Here is a 22,628-nt window from a genome sequence, read left to right as displayed (position 1 = left end):
GATCTTCCCATCCTCATAAAATCGAGCCGCACAGTATAGCGGATTCCCACAGGGCGGCCAGTAGCGACTGGCCGATACAATTCATGCCATATTGGCGTCTATTCAAAGTTAACTGGTGGCGCGGAAGTGACGTGGGCGCAGGCCTGACACAAACAGGGTAAACAGGTAGGCCAAGCCCCCTGCGGCTACTATTACACTCATACGCCAGGCCCGTTCAAACCAGCCCCAGGCACTCCAACTTTCCCAGACGTGAAGGAGCCCCATCAGCACAGCGACCATCGCCAAATTCGCCGCTATCAACCGCAATAGGAATCGCCCCCAACCAGCCTCAGGCATGTAAACGTCATCCCGGCGCAAACCCTTGTACAGTAACCAGGCGTTGATTGCCGCCTGGCAGGCGGTAGCCAGCGCCAGTCCCATATGGCCGAGTTTAAAATAATGATTCAGCGGGATAACAAACAGAAGGCTCAGCACCATCTTGGCCGAAATTGCGATCAAGCCAAAACGCACCGGCGTATAGGTATCCTGACGGGCAAAATAGCCCGGTGCTAGCACTTTGATCAACATAAAAGCCAACAACCCCAAGGCGTAAGCTCGTAGGGACCAAGCCGCCATCTGCATATCTCTGGGCTGCATCTGGCCGTATTGGAATAGCGTGGTCAACAGCGGCTCAGCTAATACCACAAGGGCTACCGCCGCAGGCAGGGAGATAAGGGTAACGCTGCGCAGTGCCCAGTCGAGGGTATGGCGAAAGCGGCGCGGGTCTCCATCGCTGTGCAAACGAGACAAGCTCGGCAATATCACCGTTGCCACAGCCACACCAAACACCCCCAGCGGTAATTCGGTCAGGCGATCGGAAAAATACAACCAGGAGACACTGCCACTGGGCAGGAATGAAGCCAGCAGCGTATCCAATACCAAACTGATTTGAGTGACCGATACTCCAAAAATTGCCGGAGCCATCAGGCGCAGAATTTTGCGCACCCCCGGGTGGCTCCAATCCCACTTGGGCCTTGGCAATAACCCCTCGCGCGCCAGAAAAGGTAGCTGAAACAGCAATTGCACCACTCCGGCCAAAAGCACACCCCAAGCCAAGGCCAGTATCTCCGGATCGAACCAAGCCGTACCTATAGTTGCCGCACCAATCAACACCAGATTCAACATAATTGGCGTCAGTGCCGGGATCGCAAAGCGATCAAAGCTGTTCAGAATAGCGCCGGTGAAACCCGCCAGGGAGATCAACATCAGGTAGGGGAAGGTAATTTGCAGCATGCCGGTGGCGAGCTCAAACTTTTCCCTTTCGCTGCCATCCCACCACCAGCCAAATGCAAAGATCCCCGTCACCAGAGGCGCGCACAATACACCAAATAAAGTAACCAACAACAAAACACCGCCGAGTGCTCCCGCGACGCGATCATTGAGCTCTCGTGCTGCAGCAATGCCCCCCTTTTGGCGGTACTCCGCCAACACCGGCACAAATGCTTGAGCAAAGGCGCCCTCAGCAAACAAGCGGCGGAAAAAGTTAGGGATTTTAAACGCCACGAAAAAAGCATCGGCGGCGTCCCCAGCCCCGGCAAAGCGCGCCAGAGCCATATCCCTGGCCAGGCCGGCAACCCGGGACAACATCGTTGCGGCCCCCACCACCGAGCTGCCGCGCAGGAGTCTGGATGTACCGGTTTTTTCGACGGGCTGGTCTTGGGTGGGCGGCGACTGGGGCAACGCTGTGACTCCTGGATTTGGGCGATATCTGCTGGCCGGCAAGTCTACCGCAATTCCACAAAAGTCATTGAGGGGTGGATATCTTTATGCTCCTACGACCTGGAGCCCACGAGCCTATACTAGCTGTGAATTAGTGACGCGTCCCACGGAATCGGTGGCGCGGGGAGAAGACAGGATGACCATTAACGCTTTGATTATTGCCCTGGCACTGGCGATTGTGCTTTACATTGCGATAATGCGTGGCCCCCGCCCCCAGCGTGTGCGTGTCCGCGTAGATTCGCCCCGCGACCGGCGCTACCACCGCCTGAAATAACAGGACACACCGGTTGCCATCTTTCGCCACAATTGCGCAGCGATTTGCCACCACTGCGCCACGCCAGTGCCTCCTTGGAGCTTTTTAATAGCACTCAAACGGGCCACACACAGCCCCACCGAGTAAAAGAAAGCCTCCAAGGAGAGTAGCAATGAAAAAAACATTAATGGTTGCAGCCCTGACTTCCCTGATCGCCTCTGGTACCCAGGCGAATGAACTCAACGAATCGAAACTGACCCCGGCCAAGCAGGCCACGGTCTTTACCACGGCAGCCGTTGCCGGTGCCGCTGTAGGGGGCCCTGTCGGGTTTATCGCCGGCGCAATCGGTGGAGCCTGGCTCGGCGAACAGGTCAAGCAAGCAGAAGAGGCTGATATGCTGGCAACACAACTGACAGAGAGCCGTGCAGAGCTCAGCAACCTGGCACAGCAACTGGGTGCGGCTCGACTGTCCGCGAATGATGCCAGCCAAGTGGCACTGGATTCATTACAGTTCCAGATGCTATTCACCACCGGGGAAGACGAACTCCAGACCACCCAGCTTCAACAGCTGAATGCCATGGCAGACTTCCTGAAACGCCATCCCCACCTGCAGATTCAACTGGAGGGACACGCAGACCCACGGGGCAGCGATGGTTACAACAACGTGCTCTCGGACCAACGTGCCCTAAGTGTTGAACAGGCACTGATCTCTCTGGGTATTGACGCCTCCCGTATCAGCCGTCGCGCTATGGGCTCCACCTACTCAGAAGCCCCCAAGGGCGATGTCGACGCCTACGCCATGGAGCGCCGCGTAGATATCCGATTTTCCCTACCGGAATCCATGGCCGGACACTTCTAACAACTGCTAAACAGCCGCGATGGACTACAAATCCTCGCGGCTGCGCAAGGTGACTTCAAATCGCTATTGCGCCTGTGGACTGATTAAAAATATGGCCACAAACTCTCCTCCGTGAAAGAAACCCTGTTGTGCTTGCGGGCCATTTGCGCCCGCCTTTTTGCCAATAAGCTGCTATTTCGTGCATGATTCTCCGCCACAAAGGAAGCAGCCGGAATCAGCCATGAGTGCAACTATCGCTATTGTCGAAGACGAGCGCGCCATCGCCGAAAATTACCGCGATGCATTACGCCGCAGCGGTTATCGAGTCGATCTCTACAGCGCAAGAATTGAGGCCATGGAAGCTTTCCGGCAGCGACTGCCAGACCTGGCGGTAATCGACGTCGGGCTCGGCAGTGAAGTGGAAGGCGGTTTTGAGCTGTGCAGGGAGCTTCGCGCCATGGCCCCCAGCCTGCCAATCCTGTTTCTCACCGCCAGAGACTCCGAGTTGGATATTATTTCGGGACTACGCCTAGGCGCCGACGACTATCTCACTAAGGATATCTCCCTGCCCCATATGCAAGCGCGTATCAACGCGCTGCTGCGACGAGTCAGCGTACTGCGCGACCAGAGCGATGAAGGGGAGAGCCTTACCCAGGGCAAGCTGGAATTGGATATTTCCCGGTTGCATTGCCACTGGGACGGAAGTGTAGTTGATCTCACTGTCACTGAATTCTGGATTGTCCACGCTCTAGCCAAGCGCCCCGGGCATGTGAAGTCCCGCAGTCAGTTGATGGAGGCCGCTCGGGTAGTTCTGGATGACAACACCATCACCTCCCACGTAAAGAGAATCCGCAAAAAATTTCAGGCCCTGGATAATGAATTCAACGCTATAGGTACAGCCTATGGCATGGGCTATCGCTGGCAGCTCTGATTGCCTCGGCAACATAGCAGCCGGTCTACAGCTTTTCGGGGACCCGTAGATGAAACTTCGCCGACAACTCCTATTGGTGAGCCTTGTGGCGCTGGCCCTGCCCTGGGCTGGGTGTCAGTATCTCCGTCAGGTGGATGCGGCACTAGCGCAGGGCCAACTACAGGCCCTTGAGGCCACAGCTGCTGCAATTGCCGCGCGCCTGGCCAGCGCACCAGAGTTAATCGCTCCCGATCCCGCACGCCATGCTAGACCGCCTGGCAGCCAGCTCTACTTAAACCCCCTCTCCCACCCTCCAGTTGTAGATGGTTACGGGGACGATTGGCGTCCCTGGGAGCTTACTCCCCGAGAACTGCTCAATGAGCAGCATATGCCCCAGGCCCAGATCACACTCGGCCAGTATGCTGATCAGATCTACCTACTGCTAACAGTCAGTGATGAGACCCCAGCCTACCGGGACCCTCGCACAAACCTGCTCGCCGGAGGGGATACCGTTCAACTGTTTACCAATGGGCGCCATTACCTGTTGCCAGTGGCGAGCCGGGGGCCTGTCGAGGCCTTTTGGCACAATCCACGCGAAGGCAACTACCAACGCGAATTGCGCCTGCGCGGGCGCTGGACCGCTTCACCGAAGGGGTATCAACTTGAACTCAGCCTTCCCTACACACTCACACGTGGCAGCCTATCCATTCAAATACTCGACCGCACCAGTAGCAACGGTTCCCCACCAGTTCACAGTGCCAGCACCCTTCCCTTCGATGGCCTGCCGGGGCACTTAGTTGCCCCATTGCCCAAGCTGCAGGCGGAATTGGACCACTTTGCCCGCCCAGACCTGCGCTTGGCAGTCGTAGACAGCGAGGGATTCCTGCTCGCCAGTAACGGCCAACCACAGGTGGCCATTGAGGAGCAGAGCACACCGCGGCCCTGGCTGCGCAGTTGGATTTATCGCAAACTGCTTGCCAGGGAAGAGCTACCAAAGCTACCCCAAAATGAACTGCCGCTAAGCAGTGGCATTGGACGTGATACAGCCGAGCAGTGGTTTGGCGGGCCACTACAGTCGCGTATAGGAGCAGTCAGTGTGCCCGTGATAACCCGGGCTGACGAAGTCGTAGAAAGGCCTCTGCTGGGACGAGTGCTTGTGTTGCAGTCCGCTGAGGCTATGCAGTCGATGACCGATAGCGCCGCACACAGGTTATGGTTGATTAGCTGTGCGGCAGCAGCAACCGCACTACTGTTTTTGCTCGGCTACGCCAGCTGGCTATCTTGGCGCATTCGCAAGCTGCACCGCGCTGCGCGCAATGCGGTCGACAGCAGTGGCAAATTGCGTGGCAACTTTCCCCTCTCCTCTGCCAGAGACGAACTGGGCGCACTTAACCGTGCCTTTGCCAGCCTGCTGGGCGAGCTAGATCAGTACCACCAATACCTGCGAACCCTCGCCAGCAAATTGTCCCACGAGTTGCGCACACCTCTCGCGGTGGTGCGCTCTTCACTTGATAACCTCTCCACGAGCAAACTGGATGAAGATAGCCGCCGCTATGCCGAACGCGCGATGGATGGCAGTACCCGCCTATCCAGCATCCTCAACAGCCTCTCTGCGGCCAGCAACCTGGAAGCCAGCATTCATCAGGCAGAGCGCGAGCGCTTTGACTTGGCGGACCTGCTGGAAGTTATGGTGCAGTGCTATGGCGACGCCCACCCCCGCCACCAATTTTCTCTGAAAAAGCCTAATGGAGAGCTTCGCTGTGAGGGCGCGCCGGAGCTATTGGCACAGCTTTTAGATAAGCTGGTAGACAATGCCTGTAGTTTCGCCCCAAAGCACAGTGAGATTCAGCTTGCAGTCTACAGCGAAAAGGACGGATACCTAATTAGTGTGAGTAACGACGGTCCATTGCTACCCAATGGCTATGCACACAAGCTGTTCGATTCCCTGGTATCTGTGCGTAAGGAAGGTGACAACGCTGGGCATTTGGGCCTTGGATTGCATATCGCTAAATTGATTGCTGACTTTCACCGAGCCCGCTTGGAGGCTCGAAATCGCACAGATAATAGCGGTGTGGAGTTCAGCCTAAAACTGCCGACCCGCTAATCACGCACCTGCACTGGCAGACAAAGCGCAAGCTATCTGCCCAGATGGTTGACAAACAACCAGCTGTGGGGATAATGTCGCGTCCCGATCGGGCCCCAGGGCCTGTTAGTTACAGATTTATAGATTCCAGACAGGAGCAACCGGTGGCCAACTCACCTCAAGCGAAGAAACGCGCGCGCCAGAACGACAAGCGCCGCATGCATAACGCCAGTCTGCGCTCCATGGTGCGCACCTACATTAAGAAGGTAGTTGCGGCCATCGATGCAGGCGACGCTGAAAAAGCAAAAACTGCATACGCAGAAGCGGTTCCCGTTATCGACCGCATGGCAGACAAAGGCATTATTCACAAGAATAAAGCCGCTCGTCACAAGAGCCGCCTGAACGCTCAGGTTAAAGCTCTCGCCGCCTAATTCTTTAGGTAGCAGACACAAAAAACCCCGCAATGCGGGGTTTTTTTATGCCTGAAAGCCAGTACTTCTGCTAGAGCAAGATAAGGTTATCTCTGTGTATCAACTCATCGTCATCACGATAGCCGAGCAACTCAACAAAGTGCTCCGATGACTGCCCGAGAATCCTGGCACTCTCGCTGCTGTCATAATTTACAAGACCACGGGCGATCTCATGTCCCGCACCATCAAGACAGGAAACCAAGTCTCCCCGGTGAAAACGCCCCTGCACCGCAGTCACCCCCACCGATAGCAAACTCTTACCACCATCGCGCAATGCCCTCTCAGCACCACTATCGAGAGTGAGACTACCGCGCACCTGTAGCTGCCCGGCAAGCCAGCGCTTCCTCGCCGCCAAGGGGTCCGCCTCCGGAAGCAGGAGAGTTCCCAAATCCTCGCCTTTCCATACCCGTGTTACCACTCCCTCTCTGGCACCCCCGGCAATCACAGTGCAGGCACCGGAACGAGCCGCCAGTTGTGCCGCACGCACCTTGGTGGTCATACCTCCTCGTCCCAGACCACTGCGGGAGTCCCCCGCCATCCCCAGTAGCCTCGGATCCAGTGCCGAGGCCTCACCAACGAGCTCCGCATCGGGGTTATCGCGAGGGTCTTCGGTAAAAAGCCCATCGGCATCGGTCAAAATCAACAGGGCATCCGCCTCGACAAGGTTAGCCACCAACGCCGCCAAAGTGTCGTTATCGCCGAAACGTATTTCATCGGTTACAACGGTATCGTTTTCATTGACGATCGGCACAGCTCCCAAGGAGAGCAGTGTTCGCAATGTACTGCGCGCATTGAGGTAACGAGTGCGATTGGAGAGATCATCATGATCCAGCAAAATCTGCGCGCTGCGTATATCGAAGCGACCGAAAGCCTGCTCATAGACCTGTACCAGATGGCTCTGCCCTATCGCAGCTGCGGCCTGCAACTGATGGATCGACTCCGGTCTGCGGTTCCAGCCGAGACGATCCATACCCGCGGCTACTGCCCCAGAAGAAACCAACACCACTTCAACACCCTGCTGGCGCAATTCGGCGATCTGCGCCACCCAGGCGCAGATCGCCGAATTATTGACGCCGCGACCGTTATCAGTAAGCAGGGCACTGCCAATTTTTACCACCCAGCGCTGCCCCTTAGAAAGCCCTCTACGGGACACTGATACGGAGCCCATACTTCCTCCCTGGACACCGGCCCCTAGGGGCCTATCGAATTATCATCACATTGCCGGTAAAGAGCCGGAGCTGACAGAAATTCTGCGCGGCAGCACAGATTAGTCACCGGAAACATACGATTCAGGAGCGATACTCAATATCGACATCGTGATCGTCATCATCCCAATCTTCGTCATCATCGACATGCCCCTTGGCAGCCCTGCGTTTGGCGCGATGGCTATCCCGAAGCTCCTCGATACGCTCGCGGGCTTCGCGCTGCATCTGACGCTGCGCCTCCAGTTCAGCCTCAGCCAATTCCGGATCGCGATCCTCCAGCTCTTGGCGCTCCTCCAGGTAATCCATCAAGCGGCCGCTAAGCACATCCGTACCCTCACCGCGAATAGCCGCCACCCGGAACACCGGCCCTTTCCAGCCCAGCGCATCCACAACCGACTGACAGCGCTCTTCCAGTTCAGCAGCAGGCACCAAGTCAGTCTTATTCAGTACCAACCAGCGCTCTCGACCCGCCAGAGTATCGCTAAAACTAGCCAGTTCACGCTCGATAGCGCGGGCGTTCTCTACTGGGTCCGAACCATCAAATGGCGCCAGGTCTACCAAATGCAGGAGCACCCGGCAGCGAGTCAAATGCTTGAGGAAACGAATACCCAGGCCTGCTCCTTGAGCCGCCCCCTCAATCAAACCCGGAATATCGGCAATCACAAAACTGCGATGCCGCTGTACCTGTACCACGCCTAGGTTTGGCACCAAGGTCGTGAAGGGATAGTTAGCCACCTTAGGCTTGGCCGCCGATACCGCCCGAATAAACGTGGATTTGCCGGCGTTGGGCAACCCCAACATTCCCACATCCGCAAGCACCTTCAACTCCAACTTCAGGCTGCGAAGCTCACCCTCGCTACCATTGGTGGTCTGGCGAGGGGCTCGGTTAGTACTCGATTTAAAGCGCGTATTACCCAAACCGTGAAAGCCCCCCTGGGCGACCAGCAGGCGCTCACCGGCCCGGGTCATATCACCAACAGCTTCACCGGTATCCACATCGATTACTGTGGTACCCACAGGCACTTTAAGAACAAGGTCTTCCCCTTTGGCCCCAGTACAGTTACGCCCACGGCCAGGCTGGCCGCTCTCAGCGGCGTAACGGGGCTGGTAGCGGTAATCTACCAGAGTGTTGAGGGAATCATCGGCCTCCAGGTAGACGGAACCGCCATCACCGCCGTCACCGCCGTCCGGACCACCCTTCTCTACAAACTTTTCCCTGCGGAAACTCAGGCAGCCATTGCCGCCTTTACCCGCCTGCACAAATATGGGCGCCTCATCGACAAACTTCATAATCACTCCACCGCCACAGCGGTTGTCTCATCCGGTGCGCACATACACACACCTACCATCATATTCATCATACCAGCCGACAAGCCGCCACTCGCAGGCATCTGCCGCCCCAACTTCCCACCACCCCTCTATTAGGGCTGCCCCAACAAAAAAGCCCCGCAATAGCGGGGCTTTTTATGAAGCTAGGGCTTGCGACCGCTTAAGCAGTTTCGATAGAAACGAACTTGCGGTTGTTGGGGCCTTTAACTTCAAACTTCACAACGCCGTCCGCAGTGGCGAACAGGGTGTGGTCTTTGCCCATACCAACGTTAACACCAGCGTGGAACTTGGTGCCACGTTGACGAACGATGATGTTGCCTGCCGCTACAGCTTGGCCGCCAAAGCGCTTCACGCCCAGGCGTTTACTCTCGGAATCGCGACCATTTCGCGTACTACCGCCAGCTTTCTTATGTGCCATGAGTCGTTACTCCTCTCTTATGCCTTGATGCCAGTGATTTTAACTTCGGTGTACCACTGACGGTGGCCCTGGCGCTTCATGGAGTGCTTACGACGGCGGAATTTGATGATCTTCACTTTCTCGCCGCGGCCGTGGCTTACCACTTCAGCAGATACTTTAGCGCCGTCTACAACGGGAGCGCCGATGTTGATTTTGTCGCCATCAACGACCATCAGCACTTTGTCGAAATCGATGGTTTCGCCAGTAGCTACTTCCAGCTTTTCCAGGCGAAGTACTTCGCCTTCTTCTACACGGTGTTGCTTGCCACCGCTCTCAATAACAGCGTACATATTTCTATGCTCCGGTATGGACGACACGAAGCAGCGGGAGGACTATCGAGTCACTGCTCCGCATTTCGGGAGCTTGCGCCGTGTTGTTTAACATCTATTTCGCCGGCGGCACCAACAACAGTAAAGCCGCGGAGCCCGCAATCGACGGGGCGCAGATTCTAATCAATTCGCCGGGTTGATACAATAGCGGCCCTCTGCCGCCCGAGCCTTCGGGGGCGCCTGTCTAGTCGTATTAAGGAACTCTCAAATGCTGCCTTTTCACCGGGTCGCCGCCGAAGACTTTGCCGCGGTCAACCAGCGTATTCTCGACCAACTGCACTCGGATGTCCCCCTGGTGGAAAATATAGGCCACTACTTGGTTGAGGCCGGCGGCAAACGCCTGCGACCCCTGCTGGTACTGCTATGTGCCAGGGCCTGTAACTACCAAGATGAGGGCCATATTGATTTGGCCACCATTATCGAATTTATCCACACCGCCACCCTGCTACACGATGATGTGGTGGACACCTCCGATATGCGCCGCGGCCGCCTTACCGCCAATGCCAAATGGGGCAATGCACCCAGCGTCCTGGTGGGAGACTTTCTATACTCCCGTGCCTTCCAGATGATGATTGCCCTACAGGACATGCGCATCATGGCAATCCTCTCTGACACCACCAATACCATTGCCGAAGGTGAAGTACAGCAGCTGGTAAACGCCGGCGACCCAGAGGTCGGCGAAGAAAACTACTTCAGTGTAATTTACAAGAAAACCGGAGCATTGTTCGAAGCGGCCTGTGAGACCGCCGCCGTTTTGGCCGACTGTTCTGCCAAGGAACAAAATGCCCTGAAACTGTATGGACGCCATTTAGGCCTCGCATTCCAGCTGGTGGATGACGCCCTGGACTATCGAGGCAACCCGGAAGAACTAGGCAAAAATGTCGGCGACGATCTTGCGGAGGGCAAGCCCACACTTCCCCTGATCTACACCATGGCCAATGGCAGCCAAAACCAGGCGGCTCTGGTAAAGGCGGCAATTGAACAGCGCAGTGCAGCAAAGCTGGTAGAAATTGTCGAGGCTATTGAGGCCTGCGGAGCACTGGATTACACCATGGAGCGGGCCCGCGCTGCCGTGGAGGATGCCAAAACTCAGCTGGATTTCCTACCCGAGAGTGATCAAAAAACCGCACTACAACAACTAGCCAGCTTTGCCGTGGAGAGAAATGTCTAGCAGGCTCGGAGTATCGTCCTAGCCCTAGATACGAGAAGGCCAGATGTCGTAAACCAGCACCCATTAAAAAAGCCCCATAAAATGGGGCTTTTTTTATTTCAAGGCGGCAGCTCGTGAAGCCTATTCAGAGCTAATCAGGAAATCAATCATGAACGAATCAGCTTTAGTAGCTCTTCGGTCTTCTCACGCATCAAAGCCTTATCCCCGCGGGACTCAACATTGAGGCGAATCACTGGTTCAGTATTGGACATGCGTAAATTAAAGCGCCACTCGGCATAAGCCACGCTCAGACCATCCACGTGCTCGACACTGAGTGCATCTGCACCATACTTTTCCTCTGCAGCTTTAATAACCGCTGCCGCATCCTGCACCTTGGAGTTGATCTCACCCGAGCAAGGGAAAGCCGCCATACGTTCTCCCACCAACTGGGACAGAGTCTTACCGCTTCGGCTGACGAGCTCCGCCACCAACAACCAGGGGATCATGCCACTATCGCAGTAGGCGAAGTCACGGAAATAATGGTGTGCACTCATCTCACCACCATAAATAGCATCTTCTTTGCGCATGCGCTCCTTAATAAAGGCATGGCCAGTTTTACTTTGAACCGGCTCACCCCCAGCAGCACGCACAATATCTTCCGTATTCCACAGCAGGCGGGGATCGTGGACCACTTTGGCGCCTTTGTGCTTGACCAGGAAGGCCTCGGCAAGCAGGCCGACCACATAGTAGCCCTCGATAAAATCACCGTTTTCATCGAAGAAGAAACAGCGGTCAAAATCTCCATCCCAGGCAATACCAAAGTCGGCGCCACTCTCACGCACCGCCTCTGCAGTTGAAGCACGGTTTTCCGGTAGGATTGGGTTGGGGATACCGTTGGGGAAATTCCCATCAGGCTGATGGTGAACCCGCACAAACTCAAAAGGCAAATGAGGGGCTAGCGCATCGACAACTGCACCTGCACCACCATTGCCCGCATTCACTACCAGCTTCAAAGGCTTCAGCGCTTTACTATCAACATAACCCAATAAGTGCTCAACAAAAGCCGGCCTGTGCTCAAAACTCTGCAGTCCACCGCGCTCTGCAACAGGAGCAAAGCTGTTTTCCTCTGCCAGGCGCTTGATTTCCAATAACCCGGTATCCCCACTAATCGGCCTACTACCCGTACGAACAAACTTCATGCCATTGTAATTCATGGGGTTATGGCTGGCGGTAACACAGATACCGCCATCAAAATCACCATGGAAAGTAGCGAAATACACTTCTTCGGTGCCGCATTCACCAATGTGGAAGACATCGGTACCAGCGTCGCGCAAACCATTCACCAGGGCATCCGTCAGCTCACCACTGGTGAGTCGAATATCATGACCAACCACAACACGTTTCGCCCCCAGAAATTGGGCAAATGCCCGCCCCACCCGATAAGCCACTTCGGTATTCAGCTCATCAGGCACCCGGCCACGCAAATCATAGGCTTTAAAGCAGGTCAGCTCTGACACTTATTTTTTCTCCTCGGCAGCCTGTTCCGGCAAATACACATTTTCAAAGACGTGGTTAGTGGCCTCAATAAACCCTTCCACAGAGCCACAGTCAAAGCGCCGCCCTTTAAAAGCGTAAGCAAGAACACAACCCTGGCGCGCCTGGGTCAGCAGCGCATCGGTAATTTGCACTTCTCCATTTTTGCCCGGCGGGGTGTCACGGATGAGATCAAAAATATCTGGAGTGAGAATATAGCGGCCGATGATTGCCTTATTGCTTGGCGCATCTTCAGCGGCCGGCTTTTCCACCATATCCGTTACCTGGTATAGGCCCGGCTTGATTTCATTGCCGGCAATCACACCGAATTTATGAATCTGCTCCATCGGCACTTCTTCGACGGCCACTATGCTGCAGCGAAACTGCTTGTAAAGCTGCACCATCTGCGATAGTACGCCAAGGTCATTATTTAGACACAGGTCATCCGCCAACACTACCCCAAATGGCTCATCCCCCACCAAGCGGCGTCCCTGTAATATCGCATCGCCTAAACCACGCATTTCGCCTTGGCGGGTATAAGAAAAGCTGGCACTGTCAATCACCTTCCGAACAGAGTCCAAATAGCGCTCTTTACCAGTTCCGGCAATTTGGTGCTCCAGCTCGTAATTGGTATCAAAGTGGTCCTCAATAGCGCGCTTACCGCGTCCAGTAACGAAACCTATCTCTGTCAGGCCGGCTTCGATGGCCTCTTCTACCCCATACTGCACCAACGGCTTGTTCACCAGTGGCAACATTTCCTTCGGCATCGCCTTGGTGGCTGGCAGGAAACGGGTGCCGTAACCGGCAACCGGGAATAAACATTTCTTGAGCATTATGCTCCCCCATGAACTTAAAACGAGCGCTCCCCCGCGCCCGACGGGAACCTAACATAGCTAAAAAGAGAGTTCACTTACAAAGGATGACGCCAAATTCCTCCGATGTGTCAGCGCTCTACACAATTGATCATATAAGATGTTGTGAAGGTAATTACTACGACAGTCACAAAAATAATTTTGACTGACTGGACAAGCGACACACAGCGCTTAGAATGCCCGCTCTTACAAAAACGCTCAACATGAGTTGCGTAACCACCCACAGCCGGGGAGAAGATGAGTAATTTTGTTCAAAAAAGTAGCTACAACAGAGAGGAGCTACTGACCTGCTCCAGCGGAGAAATGTTTGGTCCAGGCAATGCACAATTGCCCGCCCCCAACATGCTGATGCTTGACCGTATCACCCATATATCAAAAGAGGGGGGAGCATATGATAAGGGCGAAGTCATCGCCGAGCTGGATATACACCCCGACCTCTGGTTTTTTGATTGCCACTTTCCCGGTGATCCGGTAATGCCCGGATGCTTGGGGCTCGATGCTATGTGGCAGCTCCTAGGCTATTTTTTGGCCTGGAAGGGTAATCCCGGACATGGCCGTGCCCTCGGCTGTGGGGAGGTAAAGTTTACCGGTCAAATTTTACCTACCAGCAAGAAGGTAACCTACCACATTCAAATGAGTCGGCTTGTTGAACGAAAGCTGGTTATGGGTATTGGCGATGGCACTGTGTCGGTGGATGGGCGTGAAATCTACACTGCAAAAGACCTTCGCGTTGGTTTATTTACTCGTACTGATAACTTTTAACTTTATTAAGCTCAGGCGGGCAAAACTTTAAAGGCCTTTACTACCAAGTACTGTTGGAGATCACTATGCGTCGGGTAGTCATTACCGGGATGGGCATCACATCCTGTATCGGTACCAATACAAAAGAAGTTACCGATTCACTAAGAGCAGGCCGCAGCGGTATCCGCTTCCAGGAGGAGTACAAAGAGCTAGGCCTGCGCAGCCAGGTTGCAGGCCCTGTGGATATCGATTTCAAAGAACATATAGACCGCAAGCAACTGCGCTTTATGGGAGATGCAGCAGCCTATGCTTACATCGCCATGCGAGAGGCAATCGAAATGTCCGGCTTGGAGGAGAAAGACATCTCCAACCCTCGAACCGGCATTGTGATGGGTTCCGGCGGCACCTCCACCCAAAATATTATTGATGCCGCACACACGCTCAAGGAAAAGGGGGTTCGCCGTGTCGGCGCCTACCGAGTTCCCCAGGTGATGAACAGCACCGTTTCAGCCTGCTTATCCACACCCTATAAAATCAAAGGTGTGAACTACAGTATCTCCTCCGCCTGTGCCACAAGTGCCCACTGCATCGGCAACGGTGCCGAGCTAATTCAGATGGGCAAACAGGATATTGTCTTCGCCGGTGGCGGTGAGGAACTGGCCTGGAGTCTCACGCACCTGTTCGACGCCATGGGCGCCCTATCGAGCAAGTTTAACGACGACCCCACTAAGGCTTCACGCCCCTACGATGCCGATCGGGATGGTTTTGTTATCGCCGGTGGTGGTGGCTGTCTGATTCTGGAAGAAATGGACCATGCACTCGCCCGCGGCGCAACCATTTACGCCGAACTCACTGGCTACGGCGCAACTTCTGATGGATACGATATGGTGGCCCCGAGTGGAGAAGGCGCAGTGCGCTGCATGCAGCAAGCCCTGGCGGGTATGGATGGCAAGGGGCTTCAAGGCGGTGTGGACTACATCAACACCCACGGCACCTCAACCCCGGTCGGCGATATCGCTGAGCTAAAAGCCATGAGCGAAGTCTTTGCCGGCAAAGTGCCCGCATTTGCCTCCACCAAGTCTCTAACCGGACACTCCCTCGGCGCTGCCGGCGTGCAGGAGGCCATCTACAGTCTGCTAATGATGCAAAATAACTTTATTGCCGCTTCCGCCAATGTGGAGCACCGGGCCCCAGAAGCGGAAGGGATGGATCTAGTCACTGAATTGCGCGAGTGCGAGATTAAGCGTGCCATGTCCAACAGCTTTGGTTTCGGTGGTACCAACGCGTGCCTGATTTTCGATAAAGTTTAAAGCCGTTATCTTGATCCAAATAAAAAGGGCGCCACATTGGCGCCCTTTTTACAATCGCTCTAAAGCTATTCCTGCGTCTCCGCATCCAGACGCTCCAACCACAGCTCCACCTGCCTAGTGAGGCCTTGGCGCCAGCTATGCTGCTGTATGCCAAAGACATCGCGCAACTTACCACAGGCCAACACCACCCCTCGGTTCTGGTCCGGCCCGGTTTCCAGTGCGCTGAATTGTGCGAACCTGCCCTCGTCGTAGAGTGACTGGGCTCGCTCCACAACCTCAAGGGCAAACTCCACCGCAGTACAGTCATCCGAGCTGCCGTAGTGATAGATCCCTCTAGCCTCAGCGCCACTGGCTAGTTGCTGCGCCACTGCAACTGCAACACGAGCCAGATCCAGGGCCGTGACCGGGTTACCGCTATTGCAGCCATCCAGTGTGACCGGCTCACCCGTCACAAAACCCCGTAACACCCGCCCCAGCAGAGCATCCGGATTGCTATCCACCATCCAGCCAAAACGCAGAATTGTCAGATTCTCAAATTCTGAAAAGGCTTCCTCACAAGCCAGCCATTGCCGCCCACTGTGAGATTGAGGTGCCGCCACCTCATCCTCGTCATATTTCCTCGGTTCACCACCGGCAAAGACCGCATAGGAAGAGAGGTGAATAACATGCCGACAGGAGCACTGTGCCAATGACTCAGCAACCTCTAGGGCTTCCGGCATACCCTGGTCATCCGCGCATGCCGACGCATTAATGACAATTGAGGCGGGGCGCAACTTATCGAGTTCTGCGGGTGCGAGCAGCTGTATACGGAAACCAGCACGCTGCAGGCGTTTCTGCAGCGCGCTATCGATATCGTTTCCGGCGCGAATCAGCGCAACCCGATCCGGCTTATATCCGGTATGTAGATCAGACACAGGACAGGCCTGTTTTAGAAGGGGATATCGTCGTCAAAGCTATTATCAAAACCACCGGCAGGGCCCTGGCTTTGCTGCTGCGCAGGTTGCTGTTGGTTACTGGGAGCCTGGCGCCCCTGATTACCCTGCTGATAGCCACCTTGCTGGAAACCGCCCTGCTGTTCGTAACCGCCTTGCTGACCGCCCATCTGGCTCCCCATAGCTGCACCTGCCGCACCCATTGCGGCACCGCCCATACCCTGACCGAAACCGCCCTGCTCTCCGCGACCATCCAGCATTTGCATTTCACTGGCAACAATCTCCGTAGTGTAGCGATCCTGACCAGTATTCTTATCCTGCCATTTACGCGTGCGCAGCGAACCTTCTACATAGACCTTTGCACCTTTACGTAAATACTCACCGGCAATCTCTGCCAAGCGGTTGAAAAATACTACGCGGTGCCATTCAGTGCGCTCCTGCTGCTGGCCAGTCTGCTTATCCTTCCAGCTCTCGCTGGTGGCTAAGCTAATGTTGGTAACCGCACCACCGCTCGGCATATATTTGGTTTCTGGGTCATTACCCAGATTGCCAATTAAGATTACTTTGTTGATACCCCTGGCCATGGCCCTCTCCTCTCTTCGACCCGGGTCCCACCCGGAGCACTAATCATTCAATATTAAATTTCAGGTACGGTTTCACTCGTACTCTGAGTATGTAAGCATGCAGCCACTTACAGCTGCAGACAGTGTATTTTTATACAGCAGCATACAACAGACACCCACTGTTAGTAAGCGCTACCCTCACGGATATCGGAGAGCCGCTCGCGCAGAGCCCACCAAAGCAGCATCCAAGTTACCACTACAGCAAAACCGAGCCCCGCTACAGCACTGGCGCCACCGAGTCCATACAGATATCCGCCCAGACTGCCGCCGACAAAGGTGCCAAAAAACTGTAGCGTCGCATACAGGCCCGAAGCTGCCCCACGGGCATCCTCCGGGGCTTTGCGAGTCAACTGGGCCGGCAGTAAGGCTTCCAACAGATTGAAGCCCACAAAGAAAATACTCAGCAGCAGTACAACTGCTATTGTTCCATTCATCGGCAGTAACGCCGCGCTGCCAGCCACCAGAGCAAGCGCCGCCAGGTTCAGCGCAAGCGGCACTTTGCCAGAGCGCTCGGCCACACGCATTAAGGGCAGCATAATGATAAAGGTGCCCAGCATTAGCGGACCATAAAGTTTCCAGTGCTCATCCGCCGGCCAATCCAGGCGATCGACTAGCACCAGTGGCAATGCCACAAACAGCGCCGTCAATAGTAAGTGAGAAAAGAAGGCCCCGCTGACCAGGCGCCAGGTCAGGCCACTACCCAATACTTTGCGGAAACCACCCTTAAATACCGCAGGGCGCTTTGCTACTTGAGGGGTTGGTACCACCCGCCATACCAGCAACATGCCGAGTACGGCCAGTGCTGCTGTCAGCCAGAAAATGGCCGGCAGTCCGCCAGCACCCGCGAGTGCCGGGCCCAGTATTACCGCCAACATAAAGGCCACACCGATCGAGGCCCCGATCACGGCCATGGCAATGCCGCGCTTTTCATCCCGGGTCAAATCAGCCACCAGCGCCATCACTGCGGCAGCGATCGCTCCACACCCCTGTAACACCCGGCCGACAATCAGCCCATATACGGAATCTGTCTGAGCAGCGACGATACTGCCTAGGGCGAATAGCGCCAGGCCGGTATAAATTACGGGTTTTCGGCCCCAGCGATCAGACAGAAGTCCCAGCGGAATCTGCAATAAGGCCTGGCTCAAACCGTAGGCACCCATGGCCAACCCCAGCAGCATCGGAGTGCTATCACGATAGCCTTCACCGTACACCGTGAGCACCGGCAGCACCATAAACAGGCCGAGCATGCGAAACACATAAAGGGAAGCCAGCCCACCCAGGGCTCGGCGCTCAATAGAATTCATGCAGCTCCCGGAACAGCGTCAAAGTGGGCGCGCATTGTACAGCGAGTGAGCGCCAGGCTGTAGTGGGAGCAGTACAACTTTCGCGGAGATCTAGCCTCGACCATAGTCGTCATCGAAACGGACTATATCGTCCTCGCCCAGGTAGCTGCCGGACTGCACCTCGATCAGCTCCAGAGGGATGGTGCCGGGATTTTCCAACCGGTGCGTAACCCCCAGGGGGATATAGGTGGATTGATTCTCGGTAACCAGTAGCTCTTCATCACCGCGGGTCACCCTTGCGGTGCCACGCACCACAATCCAGTGCTCCGCGCGGTGGTGGTGCATCTGCAGTGAAAGCTGTTGTCCAGGCTTAACCACGATGCGTTTTACCTGAAAACGCGGACCCGCATCGATAGAGTCGTAGTAGCCCCAAGGTCTATACACCTTGCGGTGTCGCTGGGCCTCGCTGCGGCCGGAGCGCTTGAGGCTCCCCACCAGTTTTTTCACCTCCTGAACCCGCTGTTTGTCAGCAATCAGCAGGGCGTCGTCGGTATCCACCACCACCAGGTCCTCTACACCGAGTAAACTGACCAAGCGACTTTCCGCACGCACCAGGCAACCGCTGCTGTCTTCCTGCAACACATCTCCTTGCAGCAGGTTGTCGTCGTCATCCCGCTCGGCCAGCTCCCACAAACCCAGCCAGGAGCCCACATCGCTCCAGCCAGCATCCATAGGCACTACCGCCGCCGACTCCGTAGGCTCCATAACCGCATAATCCACAGATTCATCGGCACAAGCGGCGAAGGCCTCTCTATCCACCCGGGTAAAGTCGAGATCTCGAGCGGCCTGCTCGTAGGCTGTGCGACAGGCACCGAGAATATCCTCTCGATGCTGGCCCAGTTCCTCCAGATAACGGGAAGCGCGGAATAGGAACATACCGCTATTCCAGGAATAACCGCCATCGACCAGATAGGACTCAGCTGTCTCGGCATCAGGCTTTTCAACAAATTCTGCGACTGCCCAGGCACCAGCAGAAAGCCCTTCTCCACGGCGGATATAACCGTAACCGGTCTCAGCTCTTGTCGGAACAATACCAAAAGTCACCAAATGTCCCTGCTCAGCCAAGGCCCGGGCAGGCTTGAGTGCCTCCTGAAAGGCCGCCACATCGGCCACCGCGTGGTCCGCCGGCAGTATCAGTAGCAGGGGGTCTTCACCAGATTCAAGCGCTGCTAGGGCCGCCAGAGCGATAGCGGGTGCCGTATTGCGCGCACAGGGCTCCAGCAAAATAGATTGGGCACCGTGACCAATCTCGCGCAACTGCTCCGCTGCAGCAAAGCGATGCTCCTCATTGCACACTAAAATCGGAGCCTGTAGCTGTGCCACGCCTTCCAACCGCCTCGCGGTGGCCTGCAACATGGTTTCTTCACCTGTTAGCGGCAAAAATTGCTTTGGGTAGGTTTCCCGGGACAGTGGCCACAGGCGCGAGCCAGTGCCGCCACAAAGAATTACAGGGATCATCAGCGCTTTCTGTTCATCGGTTGGTTTTTTGCGGTAGACGATTTTGGCACATTGGGTCGCGAGTTTATACTCGGCTGTTTTCCCGGCACCGCAGTTGTGATCGCCCCGTGCGGAGCAAGTCCGTGGCCCGGCCCAGTATTAGCAGCAATATAGGTAGAGCGTGGACACGATTTATGTGAGGGGTGCTCGCACCCACAACCTGAAAAATATCGATCTGGACATCCCCCGCGACAAGCTGATCGTGATAACCGGACTGTCTGGTTCCGGTAAATCCTCCCTGGCCTTTGACACCCTTTACGCTGAAGGCCAGCGCCGCTATGTGGAATCCCTGTCCACCTATGCACGGCAATTCCTATCGATGATGGAAAAGCCGGATGTGGATACTGTTGAGGGACTGTCGCCAGCCATCTCCATTGAGCAGAAGTCCACCTCCCACAACCCGCGCTCCACCGTAGGCACCATTACTGAGATTTACGACTACCTCAGACTGTTGTTCGCCCGTGTCGGCGAACCGCGCTGCCCGGAACACGACGAACCGCTACAGGCCCAGACCGTGAGCCAGATGGTGGATCAGGTACTGACCCTGCCGGAGAGCACTAAGCTGATGCTACTGGCACCCGTAGTACGCGACCGCAAGGGCGAGCACCAGCATGTATTTGAACAGCTGCGCCGTGACGGCTTCGTTCGAGCACGTATCGATGGCGTTATCTGTGATCTGGACGACACGCCCAAGCTGGACAAGCGACGCAAGCACACCGTAGAGGTTGTGGTAGACCGCTTTAAGGTGCGCGATGACCTGCAGTTACGCCTGGCGGAGTCCTTCGAAACTGCTTTGAATCTCACCGATGGCATCGCTTCCATCAGTTTTATGGATGGTGACCAGGAAGACCGACTTTTTTCCGCACGCCACGCCTGCCCCGTCTGTGACTATTCACTGGACGAACTGGAACCGCGCCTGTTTTCCTTCAACAACCCGGCCGGCGCCTGCCCCAGTTGCGACGGCCTGGGGGTTAAGCAGTTCTTTGACGAGGATAAGGTGATTCTCGACCCAGAGAGCAGCATCTCCGAGGGTGCTATTCGCGGTTGGGACAGACGCAACATCTACTACTATCACATGCTCGACTCCCTCGCCGAGCACTACGGCTTCGATCTGGACAAACCCTGGAAGAAACTACGCAAGGGGCACCGCAAGATCATTTTACAGGGCAGCGGCGATGAGGAAATCGACTTCAGCTATGTAAATGATCGCGGTGATGTTACCGTGCGGCAGCACACTTTCGAGGGCATTATTCCCAACTTCCAACGCCGTTATAGGGACACGGAATCCCAATCTGTACGCGAAGAGCTGGCCAAATACCTGAGCACACAAAAATGCCCTGAGTGCCATGGCACCCGACTGCGCCGCGAGGCCCGTCATGTCTTTGTGGACAACCGCACCCTGGCACAGATTACCGAGCTGCCCGTCGGCGATGCTTTCAACTATTTTGATCACGAGCTGACCTTCAGAGGTGCCCAAAAAGAAATTGCCGATAAAATTCTTAAAGAACTGCGCGATCGCTTTCGCTTCCTGGTAGATGTGGGGCTCAACTACCTAACTCTGAATCGCAGCGCAGAAACTCTATCTGGCGGTGAGGCACAGCGGATTCGCCTGGCCAGCCAGATCGGGGCCGGCCTGGTGGGCGTAATGTATATCCTCGACGAGCCTTCTATTGGCTTACACCAACGGGACAACGAACGCCTACTTAACACTCTTACCCATCTACGCGATATTGGTAACACAGTAATTGTCGTTGAGCACGATGAGGACGCTATCCGCAGTGCCGACTTTATTGTCGATATAGGCCCCGGTGCCGGTGTTCACGGTGGCGAAGTAGTCGCGGCTGGTACCGCGGATAAAATCACCAAGTGTAAAAAATCTCTCACCGGACAGTACCTGTCCGGAAAAAAGAAAATTGCTGTACCGGAAGAGCGCTATATCCCCAACGAGGACTATATGCTGCGCCTCGAAGGTGCCAGCGGCAACAATTTACAAAACGTAGACCTGGAAATCCCCGTAGGCCTCTTTACCTGTGTCACTGGTGTCTCAGGCTCTGGTAAATCTACCCTAATCAATACCACCCTCTACCCTCTAGCTGCCACAGCACTCAATAAAGCCACCACCTTGAAGGCCTCCCCATATGAGTCCGTTCATGGGTTAGAGCATTTCGATAAATGTGTGGATATCGATCAGAGCCCTATAGGCCGCACCCCAAGGTCTAATCCGGCCACCTACACAGGTATTTTTACCCCGATTCGAGAGCTATTTGCCGGTACCCAGGAAGCGCGCTCACGTGGCTACAAGCCAGGCCGTTTCAGCTTTAATGTAAAAGGCGGTCGCTGTGAAGCTTGTCAGGGCGACGGTGTGATCAAAGTCGAAATGCATTTTCTACCGGATATCTATGTGCCCTGCGACACCTGCCATGGTAAACGGTACAACCGCGAAACCCTGGAAGTACATTACAAAGGCAAAAATATCCACGAGGTATTGGAAATGACAGTGGAAGATGCGCGAGAGTTTTTTGACCCCGTGCCCGCAATTGCCAAGAAATTACAAACCTTGATGGATGTCGGTCTCTCCTATATCAAACTTGGCCAGGCGGCCACCACACTTTCCGGCGGCGAAGCGCAGCGAGTAAAACTCTCTCGTGAACTGTCCAAGCGCGACACCGGCCAAACCTTGTATATCCTTGACGAACCCACCACTGGCCTGCATTTTGCCGACATCCAATTATTACTGGATGTCTTACATCGCCTGCGCGATCACGGCAATACCATCGTGGTTATCGAACACAATCTCGACGTCATTAAAACTGCCGACTGGATTGTGGACCTAGGCCCGGAAGGCGGCTCCGGTGGAGGACAGATTATTGCAGCGGGGACTCCAGAGGATGTGGCAGAAATGAAAGTTTCCCATACCGGCCGCTTCCTTAAACCCATGCTTGGATAAATTGATGGCCAGAGCGCTTGGCCCCTCGGCACTTTTCTGGCAAATCTC

At 55.4% G+C, this 22,628-nt stretch carries 20 protein-coding genes; 9 read left to right on the top strand and 11 right to left on the bottom strand.

Annotated elements, in window-relative coordinates:
• Positions 1 to 108 precede the first annotated feature (108 nt).
• Complete coding sequence (murJ, locus tag ACJJI0_RS18425; protein ID WP_444883707.1) at positions 109 to 1,719, bottom strand: murein biosynthesis integral membrane protein MurJ; 1,611 nt, start codon at positions 1,717 to 1,719, stop codon at positions 109 to 111.
• A 175-nt stretch (positions 1,720 to 1,894) separates the two neighbouring features.
• Here murJ and ACJJI0_RS18420 point away from each other — a divergent pair, with 175 nt between their 5' ends.
• The 5 genes from ACJJI0_RS18420 (at position 1,895) to rpsT (ending at position 6,273) form a co-directional block, all read left to right on the top strand.
• A complete protein-coding gene (locus ACJJI0_RS18420; RefSeq protein ID WP_172975300.1) occupies positions 1,895 to 2,032 on the top strand; it encodes a hypothetical protein in 138 nt (45 codons plus the stop codon).
• Between the two features lie 151 nt (positions 2,033 to 2,183).
• The gene (locus ACJJI0_RS18415) at positions 2,184 to 2,870 is read left to right on the top strand and encodes an OmpA family protein (protein ID WP_444883706.1); all 687 of its coding nucleotides are present in this window, start codon (positions 2,184 to 2,186) and stop codon (positions 2,868 to 2,870) included.
• A gap of 220 nt (positions 2,871 to 3,090) precedes the next feature.
• Positions 3,091 to 3,780 (top strand): proteobacterial dedicated sortase system response regulator, encoded by a 690-nt coding sequence (pdsR, locus tag ACJJI0_RS18410; protein ID WP_444883705.1) that lies wholly within the window; start codon positions 3,091 to 3,093, stop codon positions 3,778 to 3,780.
• Between the two features lie 49 nt (positions 3,781 to 3,829).
• On the top strand, positions 3,830 to 5,863 hold the full coding sequence (locus ACJJI0_RS18405; RefSeq protein WP_444883704.1) for an ATP-binding protein: 2,034 nt from the start codon (positions 3,830 to 3,832) through the stop codon (positions 5,861 to 5,863).
• A gap of 143 nt (positions 5,864 to 6,006) precedes the next feature.
• Entirely contained in the window at positions 6,007 to 6,273 is a 267-nt protein-coding gene (gene rpsT / locus ACJJI0_RS18400) for a 30S ribosomal protein S20 (protein ID WP_020411431.1), read from the top strand.
• A 70-nt stretch (positions 6,274 to 6,343) separates the two neighbouring features.
• Here the strand turns inward: rpsT and proB are convergent, their stop codons facing one another.
• The 4 genes from proB to rplU all read right to left on the bottom strand — a co-directional run bounded on the left by proB (position 6,344) and on the right by rplU (position 9,593).
• A complete protein-coding gene (proB, locus tag ACJJI0_RS18395; protein ID WP_444883703.1) occupies positions 6,344 to 7,480 on the bottom strand; it encodes a glutamate 5-kinase in 1,137 nt (378 codons plus the stop codon).
• Positions 7,481 to 7,601: 121 nt separating this feature from the next.
• A complete protein-coding gene (cgtA, locus tag ACJJI0_RS18390; RefSeq protein WP_444883702.1) occupies positions 7,602 to 8,807 on the bottom strand; it encodes an Obg family GTPase CgtA in 1,206 nt (401 codons plus the stop codon).
• A gap of 199 nt (positions 8,808 to 9,006) precedes the next feature.
• The gene (rpmA, locus tag ACJJI0_RS18385; protein WP_067086922.1) at positions 9,007 to 9,264 is read right to left on the bottom strand and encodes a 50S ribosomal protein L27; all 258 of its coding nucleotides are present in this window, start codon (positions 9,262 to 9,264) and stop codon (positions 9,007 to 9,009) included.
• Positions 9,265 to 9,281: 17 nt separating this feature from the next.
• Entirely contained in the window at positions 9,282 to 9,593 is a 312-nt protein-coding gene (rplU, locus tag ACJJI0_RS18380; RefSeq protein ID WP_252084438.1) for a 50S ribosomal protein L21, read from the bottom strand.
• A 247-nt stretch (positions 9,594 to 9,840) separates the two neighbouring features.
• Between rplU and ispB the strand changes: the two genes are divergently transcribed.
• On the top strand, positions 9,841 to 10,803 hold the full coding sequence (ispB, locus tag ACJJI0_RS18375; RefSeq protein WP_444883701.1) for an octaprenyl diphosphate synthase: 963 nt from the start codon (positions 9,841 to 9,843) through the stop codon (positions 10,801 to 10,803).
• A gap of 146 nt (positions 10,804 to 10,949) precedes the next feature.
• On the opposite strand, the gene ACJJI0_RS18370 is transcribed toward ispB, so the two are convergent.
• On the bottom strand, positions 10,950 to 12,299 hold the full coding sequence (locus ACJJI0_RS18370; RefSeq protein WP_444883700.1) for a phosphohexomutase domain-containing protein: 1,350 nt from the start codon (positions 12,297 to 12,299) through the stop codon (positions 10,950 to 10,952).
• Positions 12,300 to 13,148, bottom strand: a complete 849-nt coding sequence (gene galU / locus ACJJI0_RS18365; RefSeq protein ID WP_444883699.1) for a UTP--glucose-1-phosphate uridylyltransferase GalU — start codon at positions 13,146 to 13,148, stop codon at positions 12,300 to 12,302.
• A 276-nt stretch (positions 13,149 to 13,424) separates the two neighbouring features.
• On the opposite strand from galU, the gene fabA reads away from it, so the two are divergent.
• Both fabA and fabB read left to right on the top strand, forming a co-directional pair.
• Complete coding sequence (gene fabA / locus ACJJI0_RS18360; RefSeq protein WP_444883698.1) at positions 13,425 to 13,949, top strand: 3-hydroxyacyl-[acyl-carrier-protein] dehydratase FabA; 525 nt, start codon at positions 13,425 to 13,427, stop codon at positions 13,947 to 13,949.
• Between the two features lie 65 nt (positions 13,950 to 14,014).
• Positions 14,015 to 15,238: a beta-ketoacyl-ACP synthase I gene (gene fabB, locus ACJJI0_RS18355; RefSeq protein WP_444883697.1), complete on the top strand. Its 1,224-nt coding sequence runs from the start codon at positions 14,015 to 14,017 to the stop codon at positions 15,236 to 15,238.
• 65 nt (positions 15,239 to 15,303) lie between these two features.
• On the opposite strand, the gene ACJJI0_RS18350 is transcribed toward fabB, so the two are convergent.
• The 4 genes from ACJJI0_RS18350 to ACJJI0_RS18335 form a co-directional block, all read right to left on the bottom strand.
• Entirely contained in the window at positions 15,304 to 16,152 is an 849-nt protein-coding gene (locus ACJJI0_RS18350; protein ID WP_444883696.1) for a sugar nucleotide-binding protein, read from the bottom strand.
• Positions 16,153 to 16,166: 14 nt separating this feature from the next.
• Positions 16,167 to 16,754, bottom strand: a complete 588-nt coding sequence (ssb, locus tag ACJJI0_RS18345) for a single-stranded DNA-binding protein (RefSeq protein ID WP_444883695.1) — start codon at positions 16,752 to 16,754, stop codon at positions 16,167 to 16,169.
• A 161-nt stretch (positions 16,755 to 16,915) separates the two neighbouring features.
• Complete coding sequence (locus ACJJI0_RS18340; RefSeq protein WP_444883694.1) at positions 16,916 to 18,097, bottom strand: MFS transporter; 1,182 nt, start codon at positions 18,095 to 18,097, stop codon at positions 16,916 to 16,918.
• A 90-nt stretch (positions 18,098 to 18,187) separates the two neighbouring features.
• Positions 18,188 to 19,594 (bottom strand): mannose-1-phosphate guanylyltransferase/mannose-6-phosphate isomerase, encoded by a 1,407-nt coding sequence (locus ACJJI0_RS18335; RefSeq protein ID WP_444883693.1) that lies wholly within the window; start codon positions 19,592 to 19,594, stop codon positions 18,188 to 18,190.
• A gap of 160 nt (positions 19,595 to 19,754) precedes the next feature.
• Between ACJJI0_RS18335 and uvrA the strand changes: the two genes are divergently transcribed.
• Positions 19,755 to 22,580, top strand: coding sequence for an excinuclease ABC subunit UvrA (gene uvrA / locus ACJJI0_RS18330; RefSeq protein ID WP_444883692.1), 2,826 nt, complete (start codon positions 19,755 to 19,757; stop codon positions 22,578 to 22,580).
• The last annotated feature ends 48 nt before the right edge of the window (positions 22,581 to 22,628 follow it).

The organism is Microbulbifer mixtoriginis (SeqCode), assembly GCF_052466695.1.
This window is presented reverse-complemented; position numbering and strand designations above follow the sequence as displayed.

Excerpts from the sequence above, each read along its gene's own strand:
- ACJJI0_RS18420 (WP_172975300.1), top strand. The coding sequence starts at position 1,895 with ATGACCATTAACGCTTTGATTATTGCCCTGGCACTGGCGATTGTGCTT.
- ACJJI0_RS18415 (WP_444883706.1), top strand. The coding sequence starts at position 2,184 with ATGAAAAAAACATTAATGGTTGCAGCCCTGACTTCCCTGATCGCCTCT.
- pdsR (WP_444883705.1), top strand. The coding sequence starts at position 3,091 with ATGAGTGCAACTATCGCTATTGTCGAAGACGAGCGCGCCATCGCCGAA.
- ACJJI0_RS18405 (WP_444883704.1), top strand. The coding sequence starts at position 3,830 with ATGAAACTTCGCCGACAACTCCTATTGGTGAGCCTTGTGGCGCTGGCC.
- proB (WP_444883703.1), bottom strand. The coding sequence starts at position 7,480 with ATGGGCTCCGTATCAGTGTCCCGTAGAGGGCTTTCTAAGGGGCAGCGC.
- cgtA (WP_444883702.1), bottom strand. The coding sequence starts at position 8,807 with ATGAAGTTTGTCGATGAGGCGCCCATATTTGTGCAGGCGGGTAAAGGC.
- rpmA (WP_067086922.1), bottom strand. The coding sequence starts at position 9,264 with ATGGCACATAAGAAAGCTGGCGGTAGTACGCGAAATGGTCGCGATTCC.
- rplU (WP_252084438.1), bottom strand. The coding sequence starts at position 9,593 with ATGTACGCTGTTATTGAGAGCGGTGGCAAGCAACACCGTGTAGAAGAA.
- ispB (WP_444883701.1), top strand. The coding sequence starts at position 9,841 with ATGCTGCCTTTTCACCGGGTCGCCGCCGAAGACTTTGCCGCGGTCAAC.
- galU (WP_444883699.1), bottom strand. The coding sequence starts at position 13,148 with ATGCTCAAGAAATGTTTATTCCCGGTTGCCGGTTACGGCACCCGTTTC.
- fabA (WP_444883698.1), top strand. The coding sequence starts at position 13,425 with ATGAGTAATTTTGTTCAAAAAAGTAGCTACAACAGAGAGGAGCTACTG.
- fabB (WP_444883697.1), top strand. The coding sequence starts at position 14,015 with ATGCGTCGGGTAGTCATTACCGGGATGGGCATCACATCCTGTATCGGT.
- ssb (WP_444883695.1), bottom strand. The coding sequence starts at position 16,754 with ATGGCCAGGGGTATCAACAAAGTAATCTTAATTGGCAATCTGGGTAAT.
- ACJJI0_RS18340 (WP_444883694.1), bottom strand. The coding sequence starts at position 18,097 with ATGAATTCTATTGAGCGCCGAGCCCTGGGTGGGCTGGCTTCCCTTTAT.
- ACJJI0_RS18335 (WP_444883693.1), bottom strand. The coding sequence starts at position 19,594 with ATGATCCCTGTAATTCTTTGTGGCGGCACTGGCTCGCGCCTGTGGCCA.